This window comes from Mesorhizobium sp. WSM4819 (assembly GCF_055811215.1).
Genome location: NZ_JBVVQO010000026.1, coordinates 42,921 through 61,509 on the forward strand (window position 1 = coordinate 42,921; position 18,589 = coordinate 61,509).

The following is an 18,589-nucleotide window of genomic DNA, read 5'->3' on the forward strand; positions in this document are numbered from 1 at the left end:
TTCCGTTAACCTACTGGCTCCTTAATCAGATTGGAGGCGTTGCGTTGTGCTCCGGGGCAACCGAGAGGAATGCACGAACCATGGGCATGGTACTGTCTTTCGTGCCGCGACCGGCGGCAACCAATCGAGCAGACCGAAACACCGGAGCGCCGGCGGCGGTGATCATTTTCCCCGGCGTCCGTTACGAGCAACCGCCACTGACGGGCGAGGCGCGGCCAGGCGCCGGTCCGGACAAGCCGGGTTCGTCAAGGACGATGCCGGGGACGTCGGGGACGTTGCCTGTTCCGCATCATTGAAGCGCGTCGCGGCTGAATGGATTAGCCGCGCCCTGTTGGGCACGCAAAGGATGCTCTATCCCCTTGAACGAGCGCCGCGGCGGCTCGCAAGGCATGGGCCGCAACCGGCGGCATGTCTCGGTTGACGTCAGTAGTCCTGCAGCTCGCAGGAACTCTGCTCGAGAAACCGCGACACGGTCGGCTTCCAGCTGTCGTCGGGCACGAAGGAGCGGATGACGAACATGCCTTCGTCGATCGGCGCTTCGACGAAGATTGCCCCTTGCAATTCCTCCGGGAGATCCTTGCGGATCTCGATCATCTGCGCCGGCGTCAGTACGATACTGTCCAGCACCCTTCCGGTCGCACTGTGGTCGTTGAAGGAGTAGATGTTATGGCCGCTGCGGTCATAGACCGATACGGACCAGAACGGGACGTTTCCCGGTGCCTTCACCCGAACCATCCCATCGGACAGATCGAAGCGGCAAGCCGCAGCATAAAACAGCGGATCGACCGATTTCACCACAGGCGTACCGCCGGCCTCAGCGTCCAGCCTGGTCATCCGATAAAGGTTGGAGGCCATGGCCAGCCGCGACCAGGCATTGCGTTCGGAAAATTCCGGGGCGAGCAGCAGCACGATGATGTGTACGATGCCGGCGCCAAGCAGGCCGAGCAGGATCGCGTGCAGCAGCCTACGCATTGCAGCCGACCTTTACGATCTGCGGCAGCGTGACATCCGAAAGGCCCGTGCTGCTGGCGATCGGCGTGTCGTAGAATGTCAGCACGAGATACATCCGGCCGAAGCCGTCGGAAAGCAGCCAGTTGCCGGGCGCGGGGCGGTTGCTGACGGAAATAAGCACGGAATTGTCGGGCTGGCGCAGCACCTGGTAGGACTGAAGTGACGCAAGCCTTGGCTTGCCGGTCTCGACCACGCCGAGCGACCGATCGGCGGCATAGAGGGTCCAGAACCGGGCTGTGGGAAACCCGCCTTCGATTTCATAGGCGCATTGGCGTTTCAATAGTTCGCCATCGGAATCGCGTTCGGCGATAAACGACAGGCCTTCTGCCTGCCCGAGTGCAAGGACGCCCTCGCGCGCCACGCGGGCTTTCGAATAAGGATCCGCCGTCTGCGTGCCGATATCGGGAAACGCCGTCCATTGGCCGATCCTGATCGCGCCAATGCCATCCTGCGTCTTGAGAGCGAACCAGACGCTGCCGCCGCCGCCGCCGATGGCTATGGCAAGCGCGAGGAGCGTCAGGAATGCGTTCTTGAGCATGAAGAGCCGCGGGCAAGAGGAGTGCCGCTCGGGGATATCGCGGGGCAGGGGGCCATGGCAAGCGGACCTCTGTGGAATTGCGGCGCGAGGGATGGCCTGGCCCGTCGTGCCGGCATCAAAGCGCCGACAGCGTCTCCGGTGTCGCAGGCGCCTGGAGGACGGGCGCCGACTGGAACAGCCTGGTGATGTCCCTGAGCGCCCGCGTCGTCTGGCTGGACAGCACCGGCGGCCGCTCGGCGGCAGTGTCGGCCGCTGCCTGCTCGGCATTCTTCTTTTCCGCTTCCTCGGCCTTGGCGGCGATCTCTTCGTCGACGAAGGGATGATCGAGGCCGGGGATCGGCTTGAGGTCGATATTCTGGTGCGCATAGACCATCAGCCGCTGCCAAACCATCGCCGGCAGCGAGCCGCCGGTCATGTTGTTGGTCGGGGTGAAGTCGTCATTGCCGAGCCACACGGCAGCCGTGTAGTTGCCGGTAAAGCCGACATACCAGGCGTCGCGGTAAGACTGCGTTGTGCCGGTTTTGCCGGCCGAAACGATATTGGGAAGCGCAGCGCGCCGCGCCGTGCCCATCACCGGCACCGCCGCCAGCATGGTGTTCATGGATTTCAGCGCCTGCTCCGAGAGCACACGGCGCGGCGGCGGCGCATCCTTGGCGAAATCGTAAACCACCTCGCCGGTGCGGGTGACGAGCTGGGTGACGCCATGCCGGGAGCCGACTAAGCCGTTCTGGGCGAACACGCTAAAGCCTGTCGCCTGGTCCATGACGGTCATGCCCGATGTGCCGAGCACCATCGTCTTGTGCGATTCGAGCGGCGATTCGACGCCCATGGCTTCCGCCATCGCCTTGATCGGCTTGATGCCGAGATGATTCTTGGCCAGCCGCACCGGCACGGTGTTGACCGATTTGGCCATCGCCGTGATCAGCGTGACCTTGCCGGCCCGTCCGTCATTGTAATTGTGCGGCGACCAGGCACCCCAGGAGATCGGCGCGCCGGAAACGATGGAGTCCGGCGTGAAGCCGTGCTCCATCGCCGTTGCGTATACGTAGGGTTTAAACGACGAGCCGCTCTGGCGCAGCGCCTTGGTGGCGCGGTTGAACTGGCTGGCACCGTAGTCGCGGCCGCCGACGATCGCCCTGACTGCGCCATTGGTTTCGATGACGACCATGGCGCCTTCGGTGACGTTGTATTCCTTGCCGAACTGGCGGAGATGGAACTCCATCGATTCTTCCGCCGCCTTCTGGATGTTGGCGTCGAAAGTGGTGTGGGCGACCAGCGAATGCTGGCCGGACTTCGCGACGATCTTCTTGACCTCTTCGAATGCCCAGTCGAGGTAGTAATCCGGGCTCTTCTGCTCGCCGCGGTCGACGATTTCAGCCGGATGCAGCCGCGCCTGCAGCACCTGACCCTCGCTCATGAAGCCGCCTTCGACGAGATTCGACAGCACCACATTGGCCCGCGCCCTGGCAGCAGGCAGGTTGATGTGCGGCGCGTATTTGGTCGGTGCCTTGAACAGGCCGGCCAGCATCGCCGCTTCGGCGAGGTTCACATCCTTGACGCTTTTGCCGAAATAGAAATCGGCGGCCGCTTCGATGCCGAACGTGCCGCCGCCCATATAGACGCGGTCGAGATAGAGCTGCAGGATCTCCTTCTTCGACAGATTGGCCTCGAGCCACAGCGCCAGGAAGGCTTCCTTGACCTTGCGCTCCAACGTCCGTTCATTGGTCAGGAACAGGTTCTTGGCCAGTTGCTGGGTGATGCTCGAACCGCCCTGCACCACGGAATTCGCCCGCACGTTCGCGAAGATCGCGCGCGAAAGGCCGAGCGCGTCGATGCCGTAGTGATCGAAGAAACGCCGATCCTCGGTGGCCAGCACCGCCTTGATGACCTGGTCGGGCATCTCGTCGACCGGCACCGAATCGCGCTGGATGATGCCGCGCTGGCCGATCTCATTGCCGTAGCGGTCGAGGAAGGTGATGGCGAAATCGCCCTGGGCGCGCCAGTCGCCGGCGGTTTCCTGGAAGGCCGGCAAGGCGAGCGCCAGCATGACGACGATGCCGCCGGCGCCGAGCGTGAAACCTTCGCTCAACAGTTCGATGATGCCGCGGCGCCAGCCGGAGACGCGGAAGCGCCGGAAAAAAATGGTGGCCGCTTCCCAGAACCGGCGCGCCTTGAAGCCGGTCTCGTAGAGCGAGGAATCGAACCACGCATCCGCCGCCAGCAGTCTTGCGGCAATCGGACCCCTTCTCCTGCGTGTTTTCAAAGGACTGGCCATTCCAAGATCCGGCTGCGGCTACGCCTCCCACTGAGAAGCGGCACTCATACCAGACTATTTGTCCATTTTGGCCACGCTCACAAGGGTGAGGGGGCTTTCGCGGTACAGTTTGTTGATACCAGGGTCGGGCCTGCGACCTCTGCCACCTCGCACCCACTTAACGCGCCGCGATAAAGCGCATGAAATGCGCCACGTCGGCATCGCTTGGCTCCTGGCCGGTGAAACTGCGCAGATAGGCGGCGAGATGACTGACTCTCGCCTCGACCGGTTCCTTGAGGTCGAGCACATAATAGCCGATCTGCATGTAGTAGAGCACACGGGCGCGGATGAAGGCATCCTCTTCGCCGTAGCCATGCCGGCGATACATGTCGCGGATCGCGCCCAGTCGGTCATTGTCGGCTTGGTCGATGGCCCGGCGCACGTCGTCGGAGCGACGCGCCCATTCCCGGATGGCAAAGTCGAGCCTGGGATCGAACAGGCGCTCGTCGGCCCAGCATTCGAACACGTTCATGACCCCCATGATGATGCTTTCGGCCGGCCGCTGCGCGCGTTCAATGATCGACTTGGTGTTGGTGTCCCGCCAATGCGCAAGCAACTGGTCGAGCAGGTCCTGACGGCTCTCGAAATACCAATAGAAGCTTGAGCGCGATACGCCGAGTTTCTGGCCAAGCGGCAGCACGCGCACGCTTTCGACGCCGTCTGAAATCAGTGTCTGGAGCGCAAGATTGATCCAGTCCCGGCGCGTCACCTTGGTGTTGCCGGGCGCCGGCTCGTGCTGCGGAGAAATCATGGTCATGGCCGCACAATAGGCATGAGGGCGAACTGCATACAACCGTACTAGACACATATGTACAGTGCAAGTATCCTGTCTGCCTCAACGAACTGGGCCGAGCGGCCAACGCGCGTCATCGCGGCTCCTGCCTACGATCCGCAACGCAGGGCAATACGGCAATGAGGAGTATCCGCCATGGTCGATGACGCCGCACGCAACCTCAGGCGCGAACGCAGGCGCGGACGAACCGGCGAGGCCGGCAGCGAGACCAGCCGCCGGCCGGACTATCGTTCGCTGAAGAACCCGTTTCTGCCGCAGCCGATCTTTTCGGCCGACCAGGTCGCCGCGATCCACGACACGGCGCTGCGCGTGCTCGAGCAACTCGGCGTCAAGGTGCTGCTGCCGGAGGCGCGCGCTATTCTTGCCCGTGCCGGCGCTTTGGTCGACGAGGACAGCCAGATAGTGCGCATCGGCCGCGATATCGTCTCGGCGGCGCTGGGCTCGGCGCCGAAATCGATCCGCGTCCATGCCGGTGACCGTGCCCGCGACCTGACGCTCGAACTCGGCTCGATGACGTTCCTGGCAGGATCCGGGGCGCCGAACGTCACCGATCTGGAGCACGGCCGGCGGCCGGGAACGCTTGCCGCTTTCGAGGATCTCATCCGCCTGGTGCAGCATTTCGACGTGCTGCACATGCTGGGACCTTGCATCGAGCCGCAGGACATCGACAACCGCTTCCGCCATTATGCCGTCAACCGCGCGCAGTTGACGCTCTCCGACAAACTGCCGTTCGTCTTCGCGCGCGGCACGCCGCAGGTCGAGGACGGCTTCGAGATGCTGCGGCTGGCGCGCGGCCTGTCGGAGGACGAATTCCGTTCGGGCGCTCATTGCTACACCGTCATCAACACCAACTCGCCGCGTCAACTCGACATTCCGATGGCGCAAGGCATCATCGACTTTGCCAAGGCGGGGCAGGTGCTGATCATCACGCCCTTCTGCCTGGCCGGCGCCATGGCGCCGATCACCGTGGCCGGCGCGCTGACGCTGCAGCACGCCGAAGCGCTGGCCGGGCTGACGCTGGCCCAAATCGTGCGGCCGGGCGCGCCGGTCGTCTATGGCTCCTTCTCCTCCAATGTCGACATGAAGTCCGGGGCGCCGGCCTTCGGCACGCCGGAGCACGTCAAAGCGACGCTCGGCGCCGGTCAGCTTGCACGCTTCACCGGCCTTCCCTGGCGGTCCGGCGGCGGCAGTGCCGCCAACATTTCGGACGCGCAGGCAGCCCACGAAACGCAGTTCGCGCTGTGGGGTTCGGTGCTCGCCGGCGCGACGGTCTGCATCCATGCTGCCGGCTGGCTCGAAGGCGGGTTGAGCGTCTCGTTCGAGAAGCTGATCACCGATATCGAGGCGCTGCAGACCATCGCGGAACTCTGCGCGGCGACGCCCGGCGACGAGGCCGCGATCGGCTTCGACGCCATCGCCGAAGTGCAGCCGGGCGGGCATTTCTTCTCGGCCGGGCACACAATGGCGCGCTACCGCACCGCATTCTACGAACCGCTGGTCGCCGACTGGTCGAATTTCGGCAACTGGACGCAGGCCGGGTCAAGAACCGCCACGGAGCGCGCCACCGGCATCTGGCAACGGCTGCTGGCCGATTTTCGGCCGCCGGCTTGCGCCGCTGCCACATCAAGTGTTCTCGACGAATTCATTGCGCGGCGCACGGAAGAGGGTGGCGCAGCACCGGTCTCGTGAGGATCAGCGCAGCGTCCCTGCCCGAATAGATGGCGGCCGTGAGCCCAGGCTAGCGCTGATCGGAGCGGGCGTACGTGAGCAGTCGGTGCCGCATTCAGTTCTGTGCGAATGAATTTGGTATTATTTCACAATGTCATTTCAAGCATTTGTTCAATCAAAAACATCCTGAAAATTGGTTTTTCCGTTCCGAGTTCCTATTTTAGGTGAGAAACTAATTTTCATCACCTCAGCTAAAAGGAGATTTTATCCATGGCGGAACCCAATCAGAATATCATGGAAAAAGCTGAAGCGCGCTTCATGGAGAAGCAGAAGAAAACCGCCGAGCGAAACCAGGCTACGGCCGAATATATTTCCGAGGCCAAGGCCAGGACCATCAAGACCGAAAAGTTGCGGGCGCTGCGGCTGGCCAAGGAAGAGGCCGACCGTGCGGCGGAAGCCCTCAATCCCGTCGCTCCCAAGAAAAAGCGGGCGGCAGGCAAGAAAGCGGGGGCCGCTTGACGGCATCAAGTCATGAGCCTGACATTTCCAAACCTAAGCCGAAGCTACGACGAGGCGAGCCGGCGGATCCGCTTCGTCGGCTATGATGGCATGTGCCAGATATCTTTCTTTGTCCATGCAGACGCCATCTCGACGGCGTCGCCGGGGACGGCGACAGCTGAAGCCACATATCTCGCCGCCTTCGATTCGGCCGTCGGTCCCATACATGACGTCGCAAGGAACGCTTATACCCGTACCGGCAAGAGCATGTATGTGCTGACCGCAGCCGATTTTCGATAAATCCCGACTGTCCGCGCGATCGCGGCCTTGGAAATCCCGGGATCTGGCGGCAGAATTTCAACGCGGCTGCGCTGCAGGCGGAATCTGTCGGGTGAAGGCCTGTTCAGCCGCGACGGGCGAGGGAGAATACAATGACCGCGCCGGCTGCCGCGTTGCAGAAGGCCTTGTTCCAGGCGCTGGACGCTGACGGTTCCCTGTCAGCGGCGTTGGGCGGCGCAAAACTATTCGACCATGCCCCGGAAAACATCCCGTTTCCCTATGTGACGTTCGGCCGGACCAGCGTCTATGACTGGGTAACAGGCAGGGAGAACGACGCCGAGCAGCTTTTCACTCTGCATTTTTGGTCGAAATCCGAGGCCAGGAAAGAAATGCGCGACGTGATGGACATGGTAAAGGCCCGCCTCCAGGATGCGGCGCTGGCGCTCGACGAGCATCACCGCGTCAATCTCAGGCTCGAATTCACCGAGGTCCGTTACGACGAGGATCTTTCAGCCTGTCACGGGCTGCTGCGCTTTCGTGCCGTGACGGAAGAAAACGCCTGACGCGCTTTCAATGAGGCTGCAACACAGTCTAGACTGGCGCTTGGATTTGCCGGGTTGGGGCGGCCAAATCACCGGGGTTGGTTGTGTCGCATTTCAGGGGGTGAGACAGGCATGTGTTGCAGGCAATGTTCATATCACGTTCAGCACCGATGCGTTAGGACGCTGATCATGAAAACGCTTCGCTCCCACTTCCCAACCGCGACACTTGCTCTCTGCGCTGCCGGTCTGTTTGCGTCGCAGGCGACGGCGCTGCCGGTCGTCGTGCCCGAGCAGAACCGGCCGATCGTCCTGGCCGCCTCCGACTGCTACGCGATCGGTCAGCAGGTCGCCGAGCAGAATGGCGGCACGCTGGCCAAGGCGTCGCAGTCGACGCGCGGTGGCCAGCCGGTCTGCGTCATCGTCGTGCTGGTTCCGGGCAAGGATGGGCAGCGTCCGCGCCGCACGGAGATCGTCGTTCCGCTGAACTGATGCCTGCCGTATCCCAGGCGCTGGAATCGGCCTATATCTGACGTCCAGCTCCTCAACAGGCCGATTTTTCAACAGGCCGATTCTTCAACTGGGTATGATTCCCGCATGCGCGTACTCGTCGTCGAAGATGACAAGGACCTGAACCGGCAGATATCAGACGCGCTGGTCGATGCCGGCTATGTTGTCGACCGGGCTTTCGACGGTGAGGAAGGGCATTTCCTTGGCGACACCGAGCCCTATGACGCCGTGGTGCTCGACATCGGCTTGCCGCAGATGGACGGCATCAGCGTGGTCGAACGCTGGCGGCGCGGCGGCCGCAAGATGCCGGTCCTGATTCTGACGGCGCGCGATCGCTGGAGCGACAAGGTATCCGGCATCGACGCCGGCGCCGACGATTATGTCACCAAGCCGTTCCACATCGAAGAGGTGCTGGCCAGGGTCCGAGCGCTCATCCGGCGCGCGGCCGGCCATGCGTCGTCCGAACTGACCTGCGGACCGCTGCGGCTCGACACCAAAGCCTCCAAGGCCGATGTCGACGGCCTGCCGTTGAAGCTGACGTCGCACGAATTTCGCCTGCTTGCCTATCTGATGCACCATATGGGCGAGGTCGTGTCCCGAACCGAGTTGGTCGAGCACCTTTACGATCAGGATTTCGACCGCGATTCCAACACAATCGAGGTCTTTGTCGGGCGGCTTCGCAAGAAGATGGGCATCGACATGATAGAAACCGTTCGCGGCATGGGCTATCGGATGCGTGAGCCGGAGGCGTAAGGCGGAACCGCTCAGACAGACTGCAAGGACGCCGCTTTCACTGCGGTTCGGGCCGCGTTCGCTGGCGTTCCGGGTGATCGCCTTTTCCACGGTCTGGGCGATACTCACCCTGATTGTCATCTTCACGCTGATCACAACCCTTTATCGCCAGGCGAGCGAGCGCGGTTTCGACAGCCTGTTGTCGGCGCATCTGTTCAATCTGATCGGCTCGGTCGGCGTGTCCGAAGGCGGTTCGTTGACTGGCGCTCCCGACCTGGGCGACCTTCGGTTCTCGGAGCCGAATTCCGGCTGGTACTGGTCGGTGGAGCCTGCGTCGGAAGGCGTGAGTGGTGAGTTGCACTCCTCCTCGATGCCCAAGGCGATCCTGTCGCCAAGCGTCGCCGAGGTTCCTTTCAATGCCAGCTTCCAGCGCAGCTATACGACAGAAGGTATCGATGGCGAGGAACTGGAAGTGTTCGAGAGCGAGTTCGTTCTCGACGCGAAAAATCGCGCAGCGCGCTTCCGCGTCATGGGCAACCGGACCGAGCTCGAGCAGGAGATAAGCGCCTTTCAGCGTCGCCTGCTTACCTATCTTTCGCTGTTCGGCGTCGGCATGATCGCCATCAACGCCATCGCCATCCTGCTGGGCCTGCAGCCATTGCGCCGGGTCAGGGACGCTCTCGCCATGGTGCGCGAAGGAACCGCGCAAAAGCTCGACGGTCGCTTCCCCGCCGAGATCGAGCCGCTCGCCAACGAGACCAACGCGTTGATCGAAAACAACAAGCGTATCGTCGAGCGCTCGCGAACGCAGGTCGGCAACCTCGCCCATTCGCTGAAGACGCCGCTGGCGGTGCTGATCAACGAGGGACGGGCGCTCGGCGGCGCCAAGGGCCAGCTCATAGCCGAACAGGCCGCCTCGATGCAGAAGCAGATCAACCATTATCTGCAGCGCGCCCGCGTTGCGGCGCAACGCGACAGCGTCGTCTACCGCACGCCGGTGGCGCCGCTGGTCCAGCGCATGGTGCGCGTGCTGCAAAAACTCAATCCGCAGACCGCTCTCTCACTTTCGCTGCCGGCAGTCGATATCGTCTTTGCCGGCGAACGCGAGGATCTGGAAGAATTGCTTGGCAATTTGCTCGACAACGCCATGAAATGGGCAAAGAGCGCGGTCGCGGTATCGGTGGCGCCAATCCCCGGCAAGAAGACTGGCTCCGGCAAGGAGGGTGCTGTCATCCTGTTCGAGATCAGCATCGAGGATGACGGCCCGGGCATTCCAGAAGACAAGGCACGCGAGGCGCTGAAGCGCGGACGGCGTCTCGACGAGACAAGGCCGGGCACCGGGCTTGGACTTGCCATTGTCGCCGACCTCGTCAACGAATACGGAGGCGTTCTGGCTCTGGAACGGTCCAGCATGGGCGGGTTGAAGGCGGTGGTTCGATTGCGGAGCCTTCACTAATGCATGTCGCGCAAAAGTGTGCAGCGGTTTTGCGATAACGACATGCGTAAAAACAACAACCTGAAGCGCGTCGCATGAGGCCGGCCAAACGCGACGCGCTTTAGGCCTATGCTTTTTGCTGGGCCAGTCGACATTGATCGACGGTGCGTGATATGGCGGCATGTCGACTGGTCCCGGAGCCGTCGGCCGCGGCCAAATTTCCGACAAACATCGACACTATGGCCACGCCGACTTCCCCGATGGCGCGGCCCCCAGCTTTAACTCAAGAGACCGGTTTTTGGCATGAAGATTCGCGTCGCGCTCGTCTCCGCACTGCTGGCCGTTTCCGGCTGCACGACGCTGGGCAGGAACCCTGGCCCCACGGTGGCGCCGCAGCCGGCCGCAACGCAGCCAAGTGAAGGCAAGATCGCGACGACGGTCATTTCCGCCATGGGCGGCGGCCTCGTCAGCGGATCGATTGGTACCGGCTTGAGCAATCCCGAAAAACGCAAGGCGCTGGAGGCGGAATACAGGGCGCTCGAGTACACGGCGAGCAGCCAGAAGGTGACGTGGAAGAGCGATCGGTCGGCGCATTACGGTGAAGTCGTGCCCGCCCAGCCCTATCGTGTCGGCTCGCAGGACTGCCGACAATATACCCATACGGTGTTCACCGGCGCCGCCGGCGCCACCGCGCGCGGAACCGCTTGCCGCAACGCCGATGGCAGCTGGACACCGCTGACGTAACGACCGGCCGGATAATGCATGTCGCGCAAAAGTGTGCAGCGGTTTTGCGATAACGACATGCATAAAAACAAGAATTCGCGCAAAAGCGTGCCCTCGGGACCTGCCCCGGGGTGTGCGGCGATCTTGCGATGACGACATGCATGAAAACGACTACCTAAGGCGCGTCGCATGACGCCGGTCGAACGCGACGCGCTTTAGGTCCGGTTGACATCAATCAAGGACATGCGACGCATCTGCCGTCAAAGCGTCGCAGGACGCCTGTGTTGGCAGGGCAGGGCTCTGCCGTTATTGGAAGAAGCATGCTGTTCTGGGTCATAGCCGCCATTCTCACGCTGGGTGCAAGCCTGGCGGTGCTGCTGCCGCTGGCCGGCGGCCCGAAGGGTGGTTCGCCAAGCAGCGATCATGACCTTGAAGTCTATCGCGACCAGCTGTCCGAGCTTGACCGCGACGTGGCGCGTGGCCTGATCCAGCCGGCCGAGGCCGAAGAGGCGCGTGCGGAGATCGCCCGCCGCATCCTTCGCCTCGACAATGCCGCCGACAAGGCAGCGGCGCGGCAGCCATCGATGGCGACCAGGCTGGTTGCGACGGCTGCGGTCCTGGCGGTCCCGCTGGTCAGCTGGGGCTTGTACAGCCAACTCGGCTCGCCCGATCTGCCGTCGCAGCCGCTCAGCGAGCGACTGGCCAAGAATCCCGCCGACAGTTCGGTCGACGAACTGGTGGCACGCGCCGAGGCCCACCTTGCCGCCAACCCGTCCGATGGCAGGGGTTGGGACGTGCTGGCGCCAATCTATCAGCGCATGCAGCGGTTCTCCGACGCGATGACGGCGTACCGCAACGCCATTCGCCTCGACGGCGACAGCGCAGCCCGCCAGGCCGGCCTCGGCGAGGCGATCGCCAGCGAAGCGGGCGGCATTGTCTCGGCCGATGCTCGGGCAGCCTTCGAGGCGGCGCTGAAGCTCGATCCGGCGAATCCGAAGGCCAGCTTTTATCTGGCGATGGGCATGGCGCAGGAAGGCCGCATCGAGGAGGCGACGATTGGCTGGCAGAAAATGCTCGCGGCCTTGCCACAGGACTCGCCCTGGCGCGGCGCCGTCGAGCAGGCACTGGCCGAATCCGCCAGGCGCAGCGTCGCTTCGGGAGTACCTGCAAAAGGCCCGAACGCCGGGGATGTCGATGCCGCCGCGTCGATGTCGCCGCAGGATAGGGAAGCGATGATCAACACCATGGTTGCGGGGCTTGATGAAAAACTGCGGCAAAACCCGCGCGATGTGGAAGGATGGATGCAGCTTATTCGTTCCTATGTCGTGCTGGGCAAGGCCGATCAGGCGCGCGACGCGCTCAATCGCGGTATCGCCGTTTTTGGCCCCGATAGTGACGAAGCGAAGAAATTCACCGCCTTTGCCGTCTCGCTTGGCCTGACGGCGACGGAGTAAAAAATGACGCGCAAGCAGAAACGACTGTCGGTGATCGCCGGAGGGTTGGCCTTCCTCGGTGCCGCCACCGGCCTGACCTTCTACGCGCTCGGCCAGAAGGCCTCCTACTTCTACATGCCGGCCGATCTGACGACCGCCAGCCTGCAGCCCGGGCAGCGTATCAGGCTCGGCGGCCTCGTCGAAAAAGGCACGATCGAGCGCGGTCAGGGGACCACCGTCGCCTTTTCGGTGACCGACAACCAGAAGCAGGTCAAGGTTACCTACACCGGCATTCTTCCCGACCTTTTCCGCGAGGAGCAGGGCGTCATCACTGAAGGCATTTTTCGCCCGGACGGCGTCTTCGTCGCCGACAGCGTGCTGGCCAAGCACGACGAGAACTACATGCCCAAGGAGGTGGCCGACGGCCTCAAATCCAGGGGCGTGTGGCAGGAGAGCAAAAAGTGACTAAGCAGGTTCCGCAAAAGCCTGCCCTCGGGCTTGACACGAGGGTTCCCACGGTTTTGCGGCAAGACCCTGCGGCAAAGCAAAAACCTGGCGGGCTTGGCCACAATGGTTGAAACCGGACATTTCGCGCTGGTCCTGGCGTTCGCGCTGGCTTTGGTACAGGCGCTGGTGCCGCTGTTCGGCGCGCGTATCAACAGCCAGAAGATGATGGCCGTCGGCGATCCGGTCGCGGTGACCGGCTTCGCCTTGACCGCTCTGTCCTTCGCGGCGCTGGCGACGGCCTATGCGACGTCCGACTTTTCGGTGGCCAACGTCTGGGACAACTCGCATTCGCTGCAGCCGCTGATCTACAAGATCACCGGCACATGGGGCAATCACGAGGGCTCGATGCTGCTCTGGGTGCTGATCCTGAGCTTCTTCGGGGCGCTCGTCGCTGCTTTCGGCAGCAATCTTCCAGCGACCCTTCGAGCCAACGTGCTTGCCGTGCAAGGCGCGATCGGCGCCACCTTCTTGCTGTTCATCCTGGCGACGTCCAACCCGTTCGCCAGGCTCAATCCGGCGCCGATCGAGGGCCGCGATCTCAACCCGATCCTGCAGGATCTCGGCCTCGCCATCCATCCGCCGCTGCTCTATCTCGGCTATGTCGGCTTCTCGATCTGCTTTTCCTTCTCGGTCGCCGCCCTCATCGAAGGCCGCATCGACGCGTCCTGGGCGCGCTGGGTGCGGCCATGGACGCTGGTCGCGTGGATGTTCCTGACCGGCGGCATCGCCATGGGTTCCTACTGGGCCTATTACGAACTTGGCTGGGGCGGTTTCTGGTTCTGGGATCCGGTCGAGAACGCCTCGTTCATGCCTTGGCTGGCCGGCACCGCGCTGCTCCATTCGGCGATCGTCATGGAAAAGCGCTCGGCCCTGAAGATCTGGACGCTGTTGCTGGCGATCCTGACCTTCTCGCTGTCGCTGCTCGGCACCTTCCTGGTGCGCTCCGGCGTGCTCACCTCCGTCCACGCCTTCGCCACCGATCCGACGCGCGGCGTGTTCATTCTCTGCATCCTGACACTGTTCATCGGCGGCTCACTGGCGTTGTTCGCCTTTCGCGCCTCGAGGTTGACGGCCGGCGGCCTGTTTCATCCGATCTCGCGCGAAGGGGCGCTGGTCCTCAACAATCTGTTCCTGACCACGGCCACCGCCACCGTGCTGATCGGCACGCTGTATCCGCTGGTCGTCGAGGCCGTTTCGGCCGACAAGATTTCGGTCGGCGCGCCGTTCTTCAACCTGACGTTCGGCCCGCTGATGGTGCCGCTCCTGGTCGCTGTTCCGTTCGGGCCGCTGCTGGCCTGGAAGCGCGGCGACATTTTCGCCGTCGCCCAGCGGCTGATGGCGGCCTTCGCCGCCGCGCTTCTGGCCGTGCTGGTGACGGCCTTGTTCATCGACGGTGCGTCGGTGTTCGCAGCACTTGGCGTCGGCCTGGGCTTCTGGCTGATCTGCGGCGCGCTCACCGATATTGCCGTCAAGTCCGGCTTTGGCAGTGTCGCGCCCGGCATCATGCTCAGGCGCTTCGCCGGCCTGCCGCGTTCGGTCTTCGGCACCGCGCTCGCCCATCTTGGCCTTGGGCTGACGACTCTGGGCATCATCGGCACACTTTGCTTCGGCACCGAGAAGATACTGTCGATGCGTGCAGGCGAGACCGTGCAACTGTCCGGCCACACACTGCGCTTCGAAGGGCTCTATCCGGCCCAGGGGCCTAACTACAGCGAGGATCGCGGCCGCTTCGCCCTGCTCGGCGCTGATGGAAGCACCACCGCCGTGATCACCTCGTCCAAGCGCTCCTATCCGGTCCGGCAGATGACGACGACCGAGTCGGGTATCAAGACGATCGGTTTCAGCCAGCTCTACCTCTCGCTTGGCGATGAGGCGACCGACGGCTCCGTCGTGGTGCGGCTGTGGTGGAAGCCGCTGGTGACGCTGATCTGGGGCGGCGCCCTTGTCATGATGGCAGGTGCTGCGATGTCGCTGATGGACCGGCGGCTGCGCGTCGGCGCACCGTCGCGCCGCCGCAGATCGGCGGGCGCCATGCCTTCGGCGAGCCTGCCATGACCGCAAGAAAAACTTCACTGGCCTCCCTGATCCTGCTGCTGACGCTGTTGTTTGCCGGCGCCGCACTTGCGGTGAAGCCGGACGAGGTTCTGGCCGACCCGGCGCTCGAGGCGCGAGCACGGACGCTTTCGGAAGAGCTGCGCTGCATGGTTTGCCAGAACCAGTCGATCGACGAATCCGACGCCGAGCTTGCCCGCGACCTGCGCGTGCTGGTGCGCCAGCGCCTGGTCGCCGGCGATACCGACCGGCAGGTGATCGACTACATCGTTTCCCGCTACGGCGAGTTCGTGCTGTTGAAGCCGCGCTTCAGCCTGCGCAATGCGCTGTTGTGGGGCACGCCGGTCCTTCTGCTGCTTGCCGGCGGGATTTTCATCGTGCTGACCGCCCGGTCGCGCCGTTCAACGCCTGCGGCCATGCTCACCGCCGAGGAGAAGGCAGCGTTGGACAAGGTGCTGGGTAACTAATTCGGCCCGGCCGCCCCGCCGCCAAGGCCACGGCCGTGTCACGATGTCTCGCGACCAGGTGACGAACCGCTTCAAGCCTTGTCTGCGCGCTCGGCTTCCGACGCTTCGATGATGGCGTCGATTTACGCCATGGCTTCGTCGTGCGGCACGACACGGCCAGCTGCCGCATCGGCCATGCCGCGTTTGATGCCTTCGATGATCTCAAGCTCGCGATCGACATAGGCCGATATCGCCTCGGCCGCGAGGAAGGATTTGCTGCGCCGCGTGTCGGCGGCGATCCGCTCAAGCTTCAGCTTGGTTTCGCACGAAACCCGAATCGTCATGGTGGCGCTTGCGGTCATGGTAAAAGCCTTGTGCTGAACTGTGTACAACATAGGGCGACGGGCGGGCGCAACCAAAGGGTTGGTGCCTGCAAACATTACCAAAGTTTCATGCACTGGAAATGGCGCCGTAATGTGCGCGCCTCTATTTCTCCTGGCCGAGGATGCCGACCGAAGCGCATCCCTTGAAAGAGGATACGAGACCCATGAATATTGCCCCCAATTTACATTCCCGCACCCGCAAACGCCTGATGGCTGCCGCCGCATCAGTGGCCATTGCCGGCGCGATCGGCTTCGGCGCGGTTGCCACCGGGACAGCCCCCGTCCTGGCCGAGGCCGTGCGTGTCGAGGCGCCTCAGGTCCCGAGCTTCGCCGACGTGGTCGAGCGCGTTTCGCCGGCGGTCGTCAGTGTCCGCGTCAAAGCCAAGATAGAATCGACCGCTGACGACGGCTCCGACCTTCCCGACGCCTTCGGCAATCTCCCCGACGATCCGCAATTGCGCCGCTTCTTCAGGGAGTTCCGTGGCTTTGGCGATCAGGATGGCCGGGATGGGATGCGACGTTTCGGACGTGGTGACCGCCAGCCGCGGCCGGTCGCTCAAGGGTCCGGCTTCTTCATCTCCGAGGATGGCTACCTCGTCACCAACAACCATGTCGTCGGAGAGGGCTCGTCCTTCACGGTGGTGATGCATGACGGCAAGGAACTCGACGCCAAGTTGGTCGGCACAGATCCGCGCACCGATCTCGCAGTGCTCAAGGTCGAAGGCGACGGCACGTTCACCTATGTCGACTTCGCCGACGATTCAAAGGTTCGCGTCGGCGACTGGGTGGTGGCCGTTGGCAATCCGTTCGGCCTCGGCGGCACGGTCACCGCCGGCATCGTCTCGGCCCGTGGTCGCGACATCGGCGCCGGTCCTTATGATGACTTCATCCAGATCGATGCCTCGGTGAACCGCGGCAATTCGGGTGGCCCGACCTTCAACCTCAACGGCCAGGTCGTCGGCATCAACACCGCGATCTTCTCGCCGTCCGGCGGCAGCGTCGGCATTGCCTTCGACATTCCCGCCTCGACTGCAAAACAGGTCGTGCAGGATCTGATGAAGGACGGCACCGTCCAGCGCGGCTGGCTTGGCGTCGAGATCCAGCCGGTCACCTCCGAAATCGCCGAATCGCTCGGGCTGAAGTCCGATAAGGGCGCTCTCGTTTCCAGCGCCCAGGACGATGGTCCCGGCAAGGACGCCGGCATATCGGCTGGTGACGTCATCACTCAGGTGGACGGCAAGGACGTCGCTTCGCCGAAGGAACTCGCCCGTCTGATCGGCGCCTACCCGCCCGGCAAGCCGGTCGACGTCACGCTGTGGCGTGACGGCAAGAGTGAAACGGTCAAGGTCGACCTCGGCACGCTGCCTTCGAGTGACAAGCAGGCTTCGGCCGACCAGCAGCCTTCGGCTCCGCCAAAGGCCGATACGCTGGCCGACCTCGGTCTCACCGTCACCAGGTCCGACGATGGCAAAGGGCTTGTGGTGACCGATGTCGATCCCGACAGCGATGCCGCCGATCGCGGCATCCAGCCCGGCGATGTCATCACCTCGGTCAATTCGACGGAGGTCAATGGCACCGAGGACGTCGCCAAGGCCATGGCCGACGCGGTGAAGTCGGGCCGCAAGGCGGTGCTGATGCAGATCACCCGCGACGACAGCAACCGCTTCGTCGCGCTGCCTGTCGCCAAGGGCTGACGTTCCAGACTTTTCCGATGCGGCGGTTTCAAACACCCGAGCCGTAGCATGGGAAAGCACGGGGCTTGAATACGTTAGTCAGTCATCGTGTTCCGCCCCAGCGGCAGCGGGCGCCCATCGCCCGCTGCCGCTCGAACAACAGAGCAGTCGCCCAAAGTGTGAAGCGGTTTTGGGATGACGACATGCTCAAACAACAAAGCATGTCGCCCAAATCCGAGGATGCGGCGGCTCGACGCCAATAACATTATAAAACAACGACTTACTGATCGTTCTTGAATCATTTTGTTGGCGATACACCTCGAGGCCATGATGCTATGCCGGCCACTCAATCTTCCAGCGAAATCGCGTATAACGGTCCCATGAAGATTCTCGTCATAGAAGACGATCGCGAAGCGGCCGATTACCTCCAGAAAGCCTTTACCGAGGCCGGGCATACCGCCCATGTCGCCGGCGACGGCGAAACCGGCTTCGCGCTCGCTGACTCCGGCGACTATGACGTGATGATCGTCGACCGCATGCTGCCGCGCCGCGACGGCCTGTCGGTCATCGCCGGTCTTAGATCCCGAGGCAAGACTACGCCGGTGCTGATCCTGTCGGCGCTCGGCGAAGTCGACGACCGGGTCACCGGCTTGCGCGCCGGCGGCGACGACTATCTGACCAAGCCCTATGCCTTTTCGGAGCTGCTGGCCCGGGTCGAGGTGCTGAACCGCCGCGCCAGCGCCAGGGAGGCCGAAACCGTCTACCGGGTCGGCGATCTCGAACTCGACAGGCTGTCGCATTCGGTGCGGCGCGCGGCCCGCGAGATTACGCTGCAGCCGCGCGAGTTCCGCCTGCTCGAATATCTGATGCGCCATGCCGGCCAGGTGGTGACGCGCACCATGCTGCTGGAAAATGTCTGGGACTATCATTTCGATCCGCAGACCAACGTCATCGACGTTCACGTCTCGCGGCTGCGCGGCAAGATCGAGAAGGGCTTCGACAAGCCCATCCTGCACACGGTTCGTGGCGCCGGCTATATGCTCAAGAGCGGCTAG

The 18,589-nt window shown here is 63.2% G+C and carries 19 protein-coding genes; 14 read left to right on the plus strand and 5 right to left on the minus strand.

Annotated elements, in window-relative coordinates; translation table 11 throughout:
* Positions 1-423: 423 nt before the first annotated feature.
* The 4 genes from AC0L18_RS21545 to AC0L18_RS21560 all read right to left on the minus strand — a co-directional run bounded on the left by AC0L18_RS21545 (position 424) and on the right by AC0L18_RS21560 (position 4,620).
* Positions 424-972: a DUF1254 domain-containing protein gene (locus AC0L18_RS21545; protein WP_027152781.1), complete on the minus strand. Its 549-nt coding sequence runs from the start codon at positions 970-972 to the stop codon at positions 424-426.
* Entirely contained in the window at positions 965-1,549 is a 585-nt protein-coding gene (locus AC0L18_RS21550; protein WP_473494125.1) for a DUF1214 domain-containing protein, read from the minus strand. The genes AC0L18_RS21545 and AC0L18_RS21550 overlap by 8 nt, the downstream gene beginning before the upstream one ends.
* Positions 1,550-1,664: 115 nt before the next feature.
* Positions 1,665-3,824: a transglycosylase domain-containing protein gene (locus tag AC0L18_RS21555; RefSeq protein WP_473494126.1), complete on the minus strand. Its 2,160-nt coding sequence runs from the start codon at positions 3,822-3,824 to the stop codon at positions 1,665-1,667.
* A gap of 157 nt (positions 3,825-3,981) precedes the next feature.
* Positions 3,982-4,620, minus strand: coding sequence for a TetR/AcrR family transcriptional regulator (locus AC0L18_RS21560; protein ID WP_473494127.1), 639 nt, complete (start codon positions 4,618-4,620; stop codon positions 3,982-3,984).
* A 171-nt stretch (positions 4,621-4,791) separates the two neighbouring features.
* Between AC0L18_RS21560 and AC0L18_RS21565 the strand changes: the two genes are divergently transcribed.
* The 12 genes from AC0L18_RS21565 (at position 4,792) to AC0L18_RS21620 (ending at position 15,499) form a co-directional block, all read left to right on the plus strand.
* The gene (locus AC0L18_RS21565; RefSeq protein ID WP_473494128.1) at positions 4,792-6,345 is read left to right on the plus strand and encodes a trimethylamine methyltransferase family protein; all 1,554 of its coding nucleotides are present in this window, start codon (positions 4,792-4,794) and stop codon (positions 6,343-6,345) included.
* Between the two features lie 249 nt (positions 6,346-6,594).
* Complete coding sequence (locus AC0L18_RS21570; protein ID WP_023800824.1) at positions 6,595-6,843, plus strand: hypothetical protein; 249 nt, start codon at positions 6,595-6,597, stop codon at positions 6,841-6,843.
* Between the two features lie 12 nt (positions 6,844-6,855).
* On the plus strand, positions 6,856-7,122 hold the full coding sequence (locus AC0L18_RS21575; RefSeq protein ID WP_473494129.1) for a DUF1488 family protein: 267 nt from the start codon (positions 6,856-6,858) through the stop codon (positions 7,120-7,122).
* A 131-nt stretch (positions 7,123-7,253) separates the two neighbouring features.
* Positions 7,254-7,664, plus strand: a complete 411-nt coding sequence (locus AC0L18_RS21580) for a DUF3168 domain-containing protein (RefSeq protein WP_473494130.1) — start codon at positions 7,254-7,256, stop codon at positions 7,662-7,664.
* A gap of 168 nt (positions 7,665-7,832) precedes the next feature.
* Positions 7,833-8,132 (plus strand): hypothetical protein, encoded by a 300-nt coding sequence (locus tag AC0L18_RS21585; RefSeq protein ID WP_023800821.1) that lies wholly within the window; start codon positions 7,833-7,835, stop codon positions 8,130-8,132.
* A gap of 105 nt (positions 8,133-8,237) precedes the next feature.
* The gene (locus AC0L18_RS21590; protein WP_473494131.1) at positions 8,238-8,903 is read left to right on the plus strand and encodes a response regulator transcription factor; all 666 of its coding nucleotides are present in this window, start codon (positions 8,238-8,240) and stop codon (positions 8,901-8,903) included.
* On the plus strand, positions 8,887-10,338 hold the full coding sequence (locus AC0L18_RS21595) for an ATP-binding protein (RefSeq protein WP_473494132.1): 1,452 nt from the start codon (positions 8,887-8,889) through the stop codon (positions 10,336-10,338). Before AC0L18_RS21590 ends, AC0L18_RS21595 begins: the two co-directional genes overlap by 17 nt.
* Positions 10,339-10,620: 282 nt before the next feature.
* On the plus strand, positions 10,621-11,061 hold the full coding sequence (locus AC0L18_RS21600) for a hypothetical protein (RefSeq protein ID WP_473494133.1): 441 nt from the start codon (positions 10,621-10,623) through the stop codon (positions 11,059-11,061).
* Positions 11,062-11,360: 299 nt separating this feature from the next.
* Positions 11,361-12,494, plus strand: coding sequence for a c-type cytochrome biogenesis protein CcmI (gene ccmI / locus AC0L18_RS21605; RefSeq protein WP_473494134.1), 1,134 nt, complete (start codon positions 11,361-11,363; stop codon positions 12,492-12,494).
* 3 nt (positions 12,495-12,497) lie between these two features.
* On the plus strand, positions 12,498-12,938 hold the full coding sequence (ccmE, locus tag AC0L18_RS21610) for a cytochrome c maturation protein CcmE (RefSeq protein WP_023800816.1): 441 nt from the start codon (positions 12,498-12,500) through the stop codon (positions 12,936-12,938).
* Between the two features lie 105 nt (positions 12,939-13,043).
* On the plus strand, positions 13,044-15,035 hold the full coding sequence (locus AC0L18_RS21615; RefSeq protein WP_473494135.1) for a heme lyase CcmF/NrfE family subunit: 1,992 nt from the start codon (positions 13,044-13,046) through the stop codon (positions 15,033-15,035).
* Positions 15,032-15,499, plus strand: coding sequence for a cytochrome c-type biogenesis protein (locus tag AC0L18_RS21620; RefSeq protein ID WP_473494136.1), 468 nt, complete (start codon positions 15,032-15,034; stop codon positions 15,497-15,499). Before AC0L18_RS21615 ends, AC0L18_RS21620 begins: the two co-directional genes overlap by 4 nt.
* Before the next feature lie 122 nt (positions 15,500-15,621).
* Here the strand turns inward: AC0L18_RS21620 and AC0L18_RS21625 are convergent, their stop codons facing one another.
* Positions 15,622-15,840, minus strand: a complete 219-nt coding sequence (locus AC0L18_RS21625) for a CopG family ribbon-helix-helix protein (RefSeq protein WP_473494165.1) — start codon at positions 15,838-15,840, stop codon at positions 15,622-15,624.
* 185 nt (positions 15,841-16,025) lie between these two features.
* Here AC0L18_RS21625 and AC0L18_RS21630 point away from each other — a divergent pair, with 185 nt between their 5' ends.
* Positions 16,026-17,555 (plus strand): Do family serine endopeptidase, encoded by a 1,530-nt coding sequence (locus tag AC0L18_RS21630; RefSeq protein WP_473494137.1) that lies wholly within the window; start codon positions 16,026-16,028, stop codon positions 17,553-17,555.
* A 359-nt stretch (positions 17,556-17,914) separates the two neighbouring features.
* On the plus strand, positions 17,915-18,589 hold the full coding sequence (locus AC0L18_RS21635) for a winged helix-turn-helix domain-containing protein (protein ID WP_473494138.1): 675 nt from the start codon (positions 17,915-17,917) through the stop codon (positions 18,587-18,589).

Coding starts and splice junctions, on each gene's coding strand:
- AC0L18_RS21570 (WP_023800824.1), top strand. CDS start 6,595: ATGGCGGAACCCAATCAGAATATCATGGAAAAAGCTGAAGCGCGCTTC.
- AC0L18_RS21545 (WP_027152781.1), bottom strand. CDS start 972: ATGCGTAGGCTGCTGCACGCGATCCTGCTCGGCCTGCTTGGCGCCGGC.
- ccmI (WP_473494134.1), top strand. CDS start 11,361: ATGCTGTTCTGGGTCATAGCCGCCATTCTCACGCTGGGTGCAAGCCTG.
- AC0L18_RS21590 (WP_473494131.1), top strand. CDS start 8,238: ATGCGCGTACTCGTCGTCGAAGATGACAAGGACCTGAACCGGCAGATA.
- AC0L18_RS21600 (WP_473494133.1), top strand. CDS start 10,621: ATGAAGATTCGCGTCGCGCTCGTCTCCGCACTGCTGGCCGTTTCCGGC.
- AC0L18_RS21635 (WP_473494138.1), top strand. CDS start 17,915: ATGAAGATTCTCGTCATAGAAGACGATCGCGAAGCGGCCGATTACCTC.
- ccmE (WP_023800816.1), top strand. CDS start 12,498: ATGACGCGCAAGCAGAAACGACTGTCGGTGATCGCCGGAGGGTTGGCC.
- AC0L18_RS21555 (WP_473494126.1), bottom strand. CDS start 3,824: ATGGCCAGTCCTTTGAAAACACGCAGGAGAAGGGGTCCGATTGCCGCA.
- AC0L18_RS21620 (WP_473494136.1), top strand. CDS start 15,032: ATGACCGCAAGAAAAACTTCACTGGCCTCCCTGATCCTGCTGCTGACG.
- AC0L18_RS21550 (WP_473494125.1), bottom strand. CDS start 1,549: ATGCTCAAGAACGCATTCCTGACGCTCCTCGCGCTTGCCATAGCCATC.
- AC0L18_RS21585 (WP_023800821.1), top strand. CDS start 7,833: ATGAAAACGCTTCGCTCCCACTTCCCAACCGCGACACTTGCTCTCTGC.
- AC0L18_RS21560 (WP_473494127.1), bottom strand. CDS start 4,620: ATGACCATGATTTCTCCGCAGCACGAGCCGGCGCCCGGCAACACCAAG.
- AC0L18_RS21580 (WP_473494130.1), top strand. CDS start 7,254: ATGACCGCGCCGGCTGCCGCGTTGCAGAAGGCCTTGTTCCAGGCGCTG.
- AC0L18_RS21565 (WP_473494128.1), top strand. CDS start 4,792: ATGGTCGATGACGCCGCACGCAACCTCAGGCGCGAACGCAGGCGCGGA.
- AC0L18_RS21575 (WP_473494129.1), top strand. CDS start 6,856: ATGAGCCTGACATTTCCAAACCTAAGCCGAAGCTACGACGAGGCGAGC.
- AC0L18_RS21615 (WP_473494135.1), top strand. CDS start 13,044: ATGGTTGAAACCGGACATTTCGCGCTGGTCCTGGCGTTCGCGCTGGCT.
- AC0L18_RS21630 (WP_473494137.1), top strand. CDS start 16,026: ATGAATATTGCCCCCAATTTACATTCCCGCACCCGCAAACGCCTGATG.
- AC0L18_RS21625 (WP_473494165.1), bottom strand. CDS start 15,840: ATGACCGCAAGCGCCACCATGACGATTCGGGTTTCGTGCGAAACCAAG.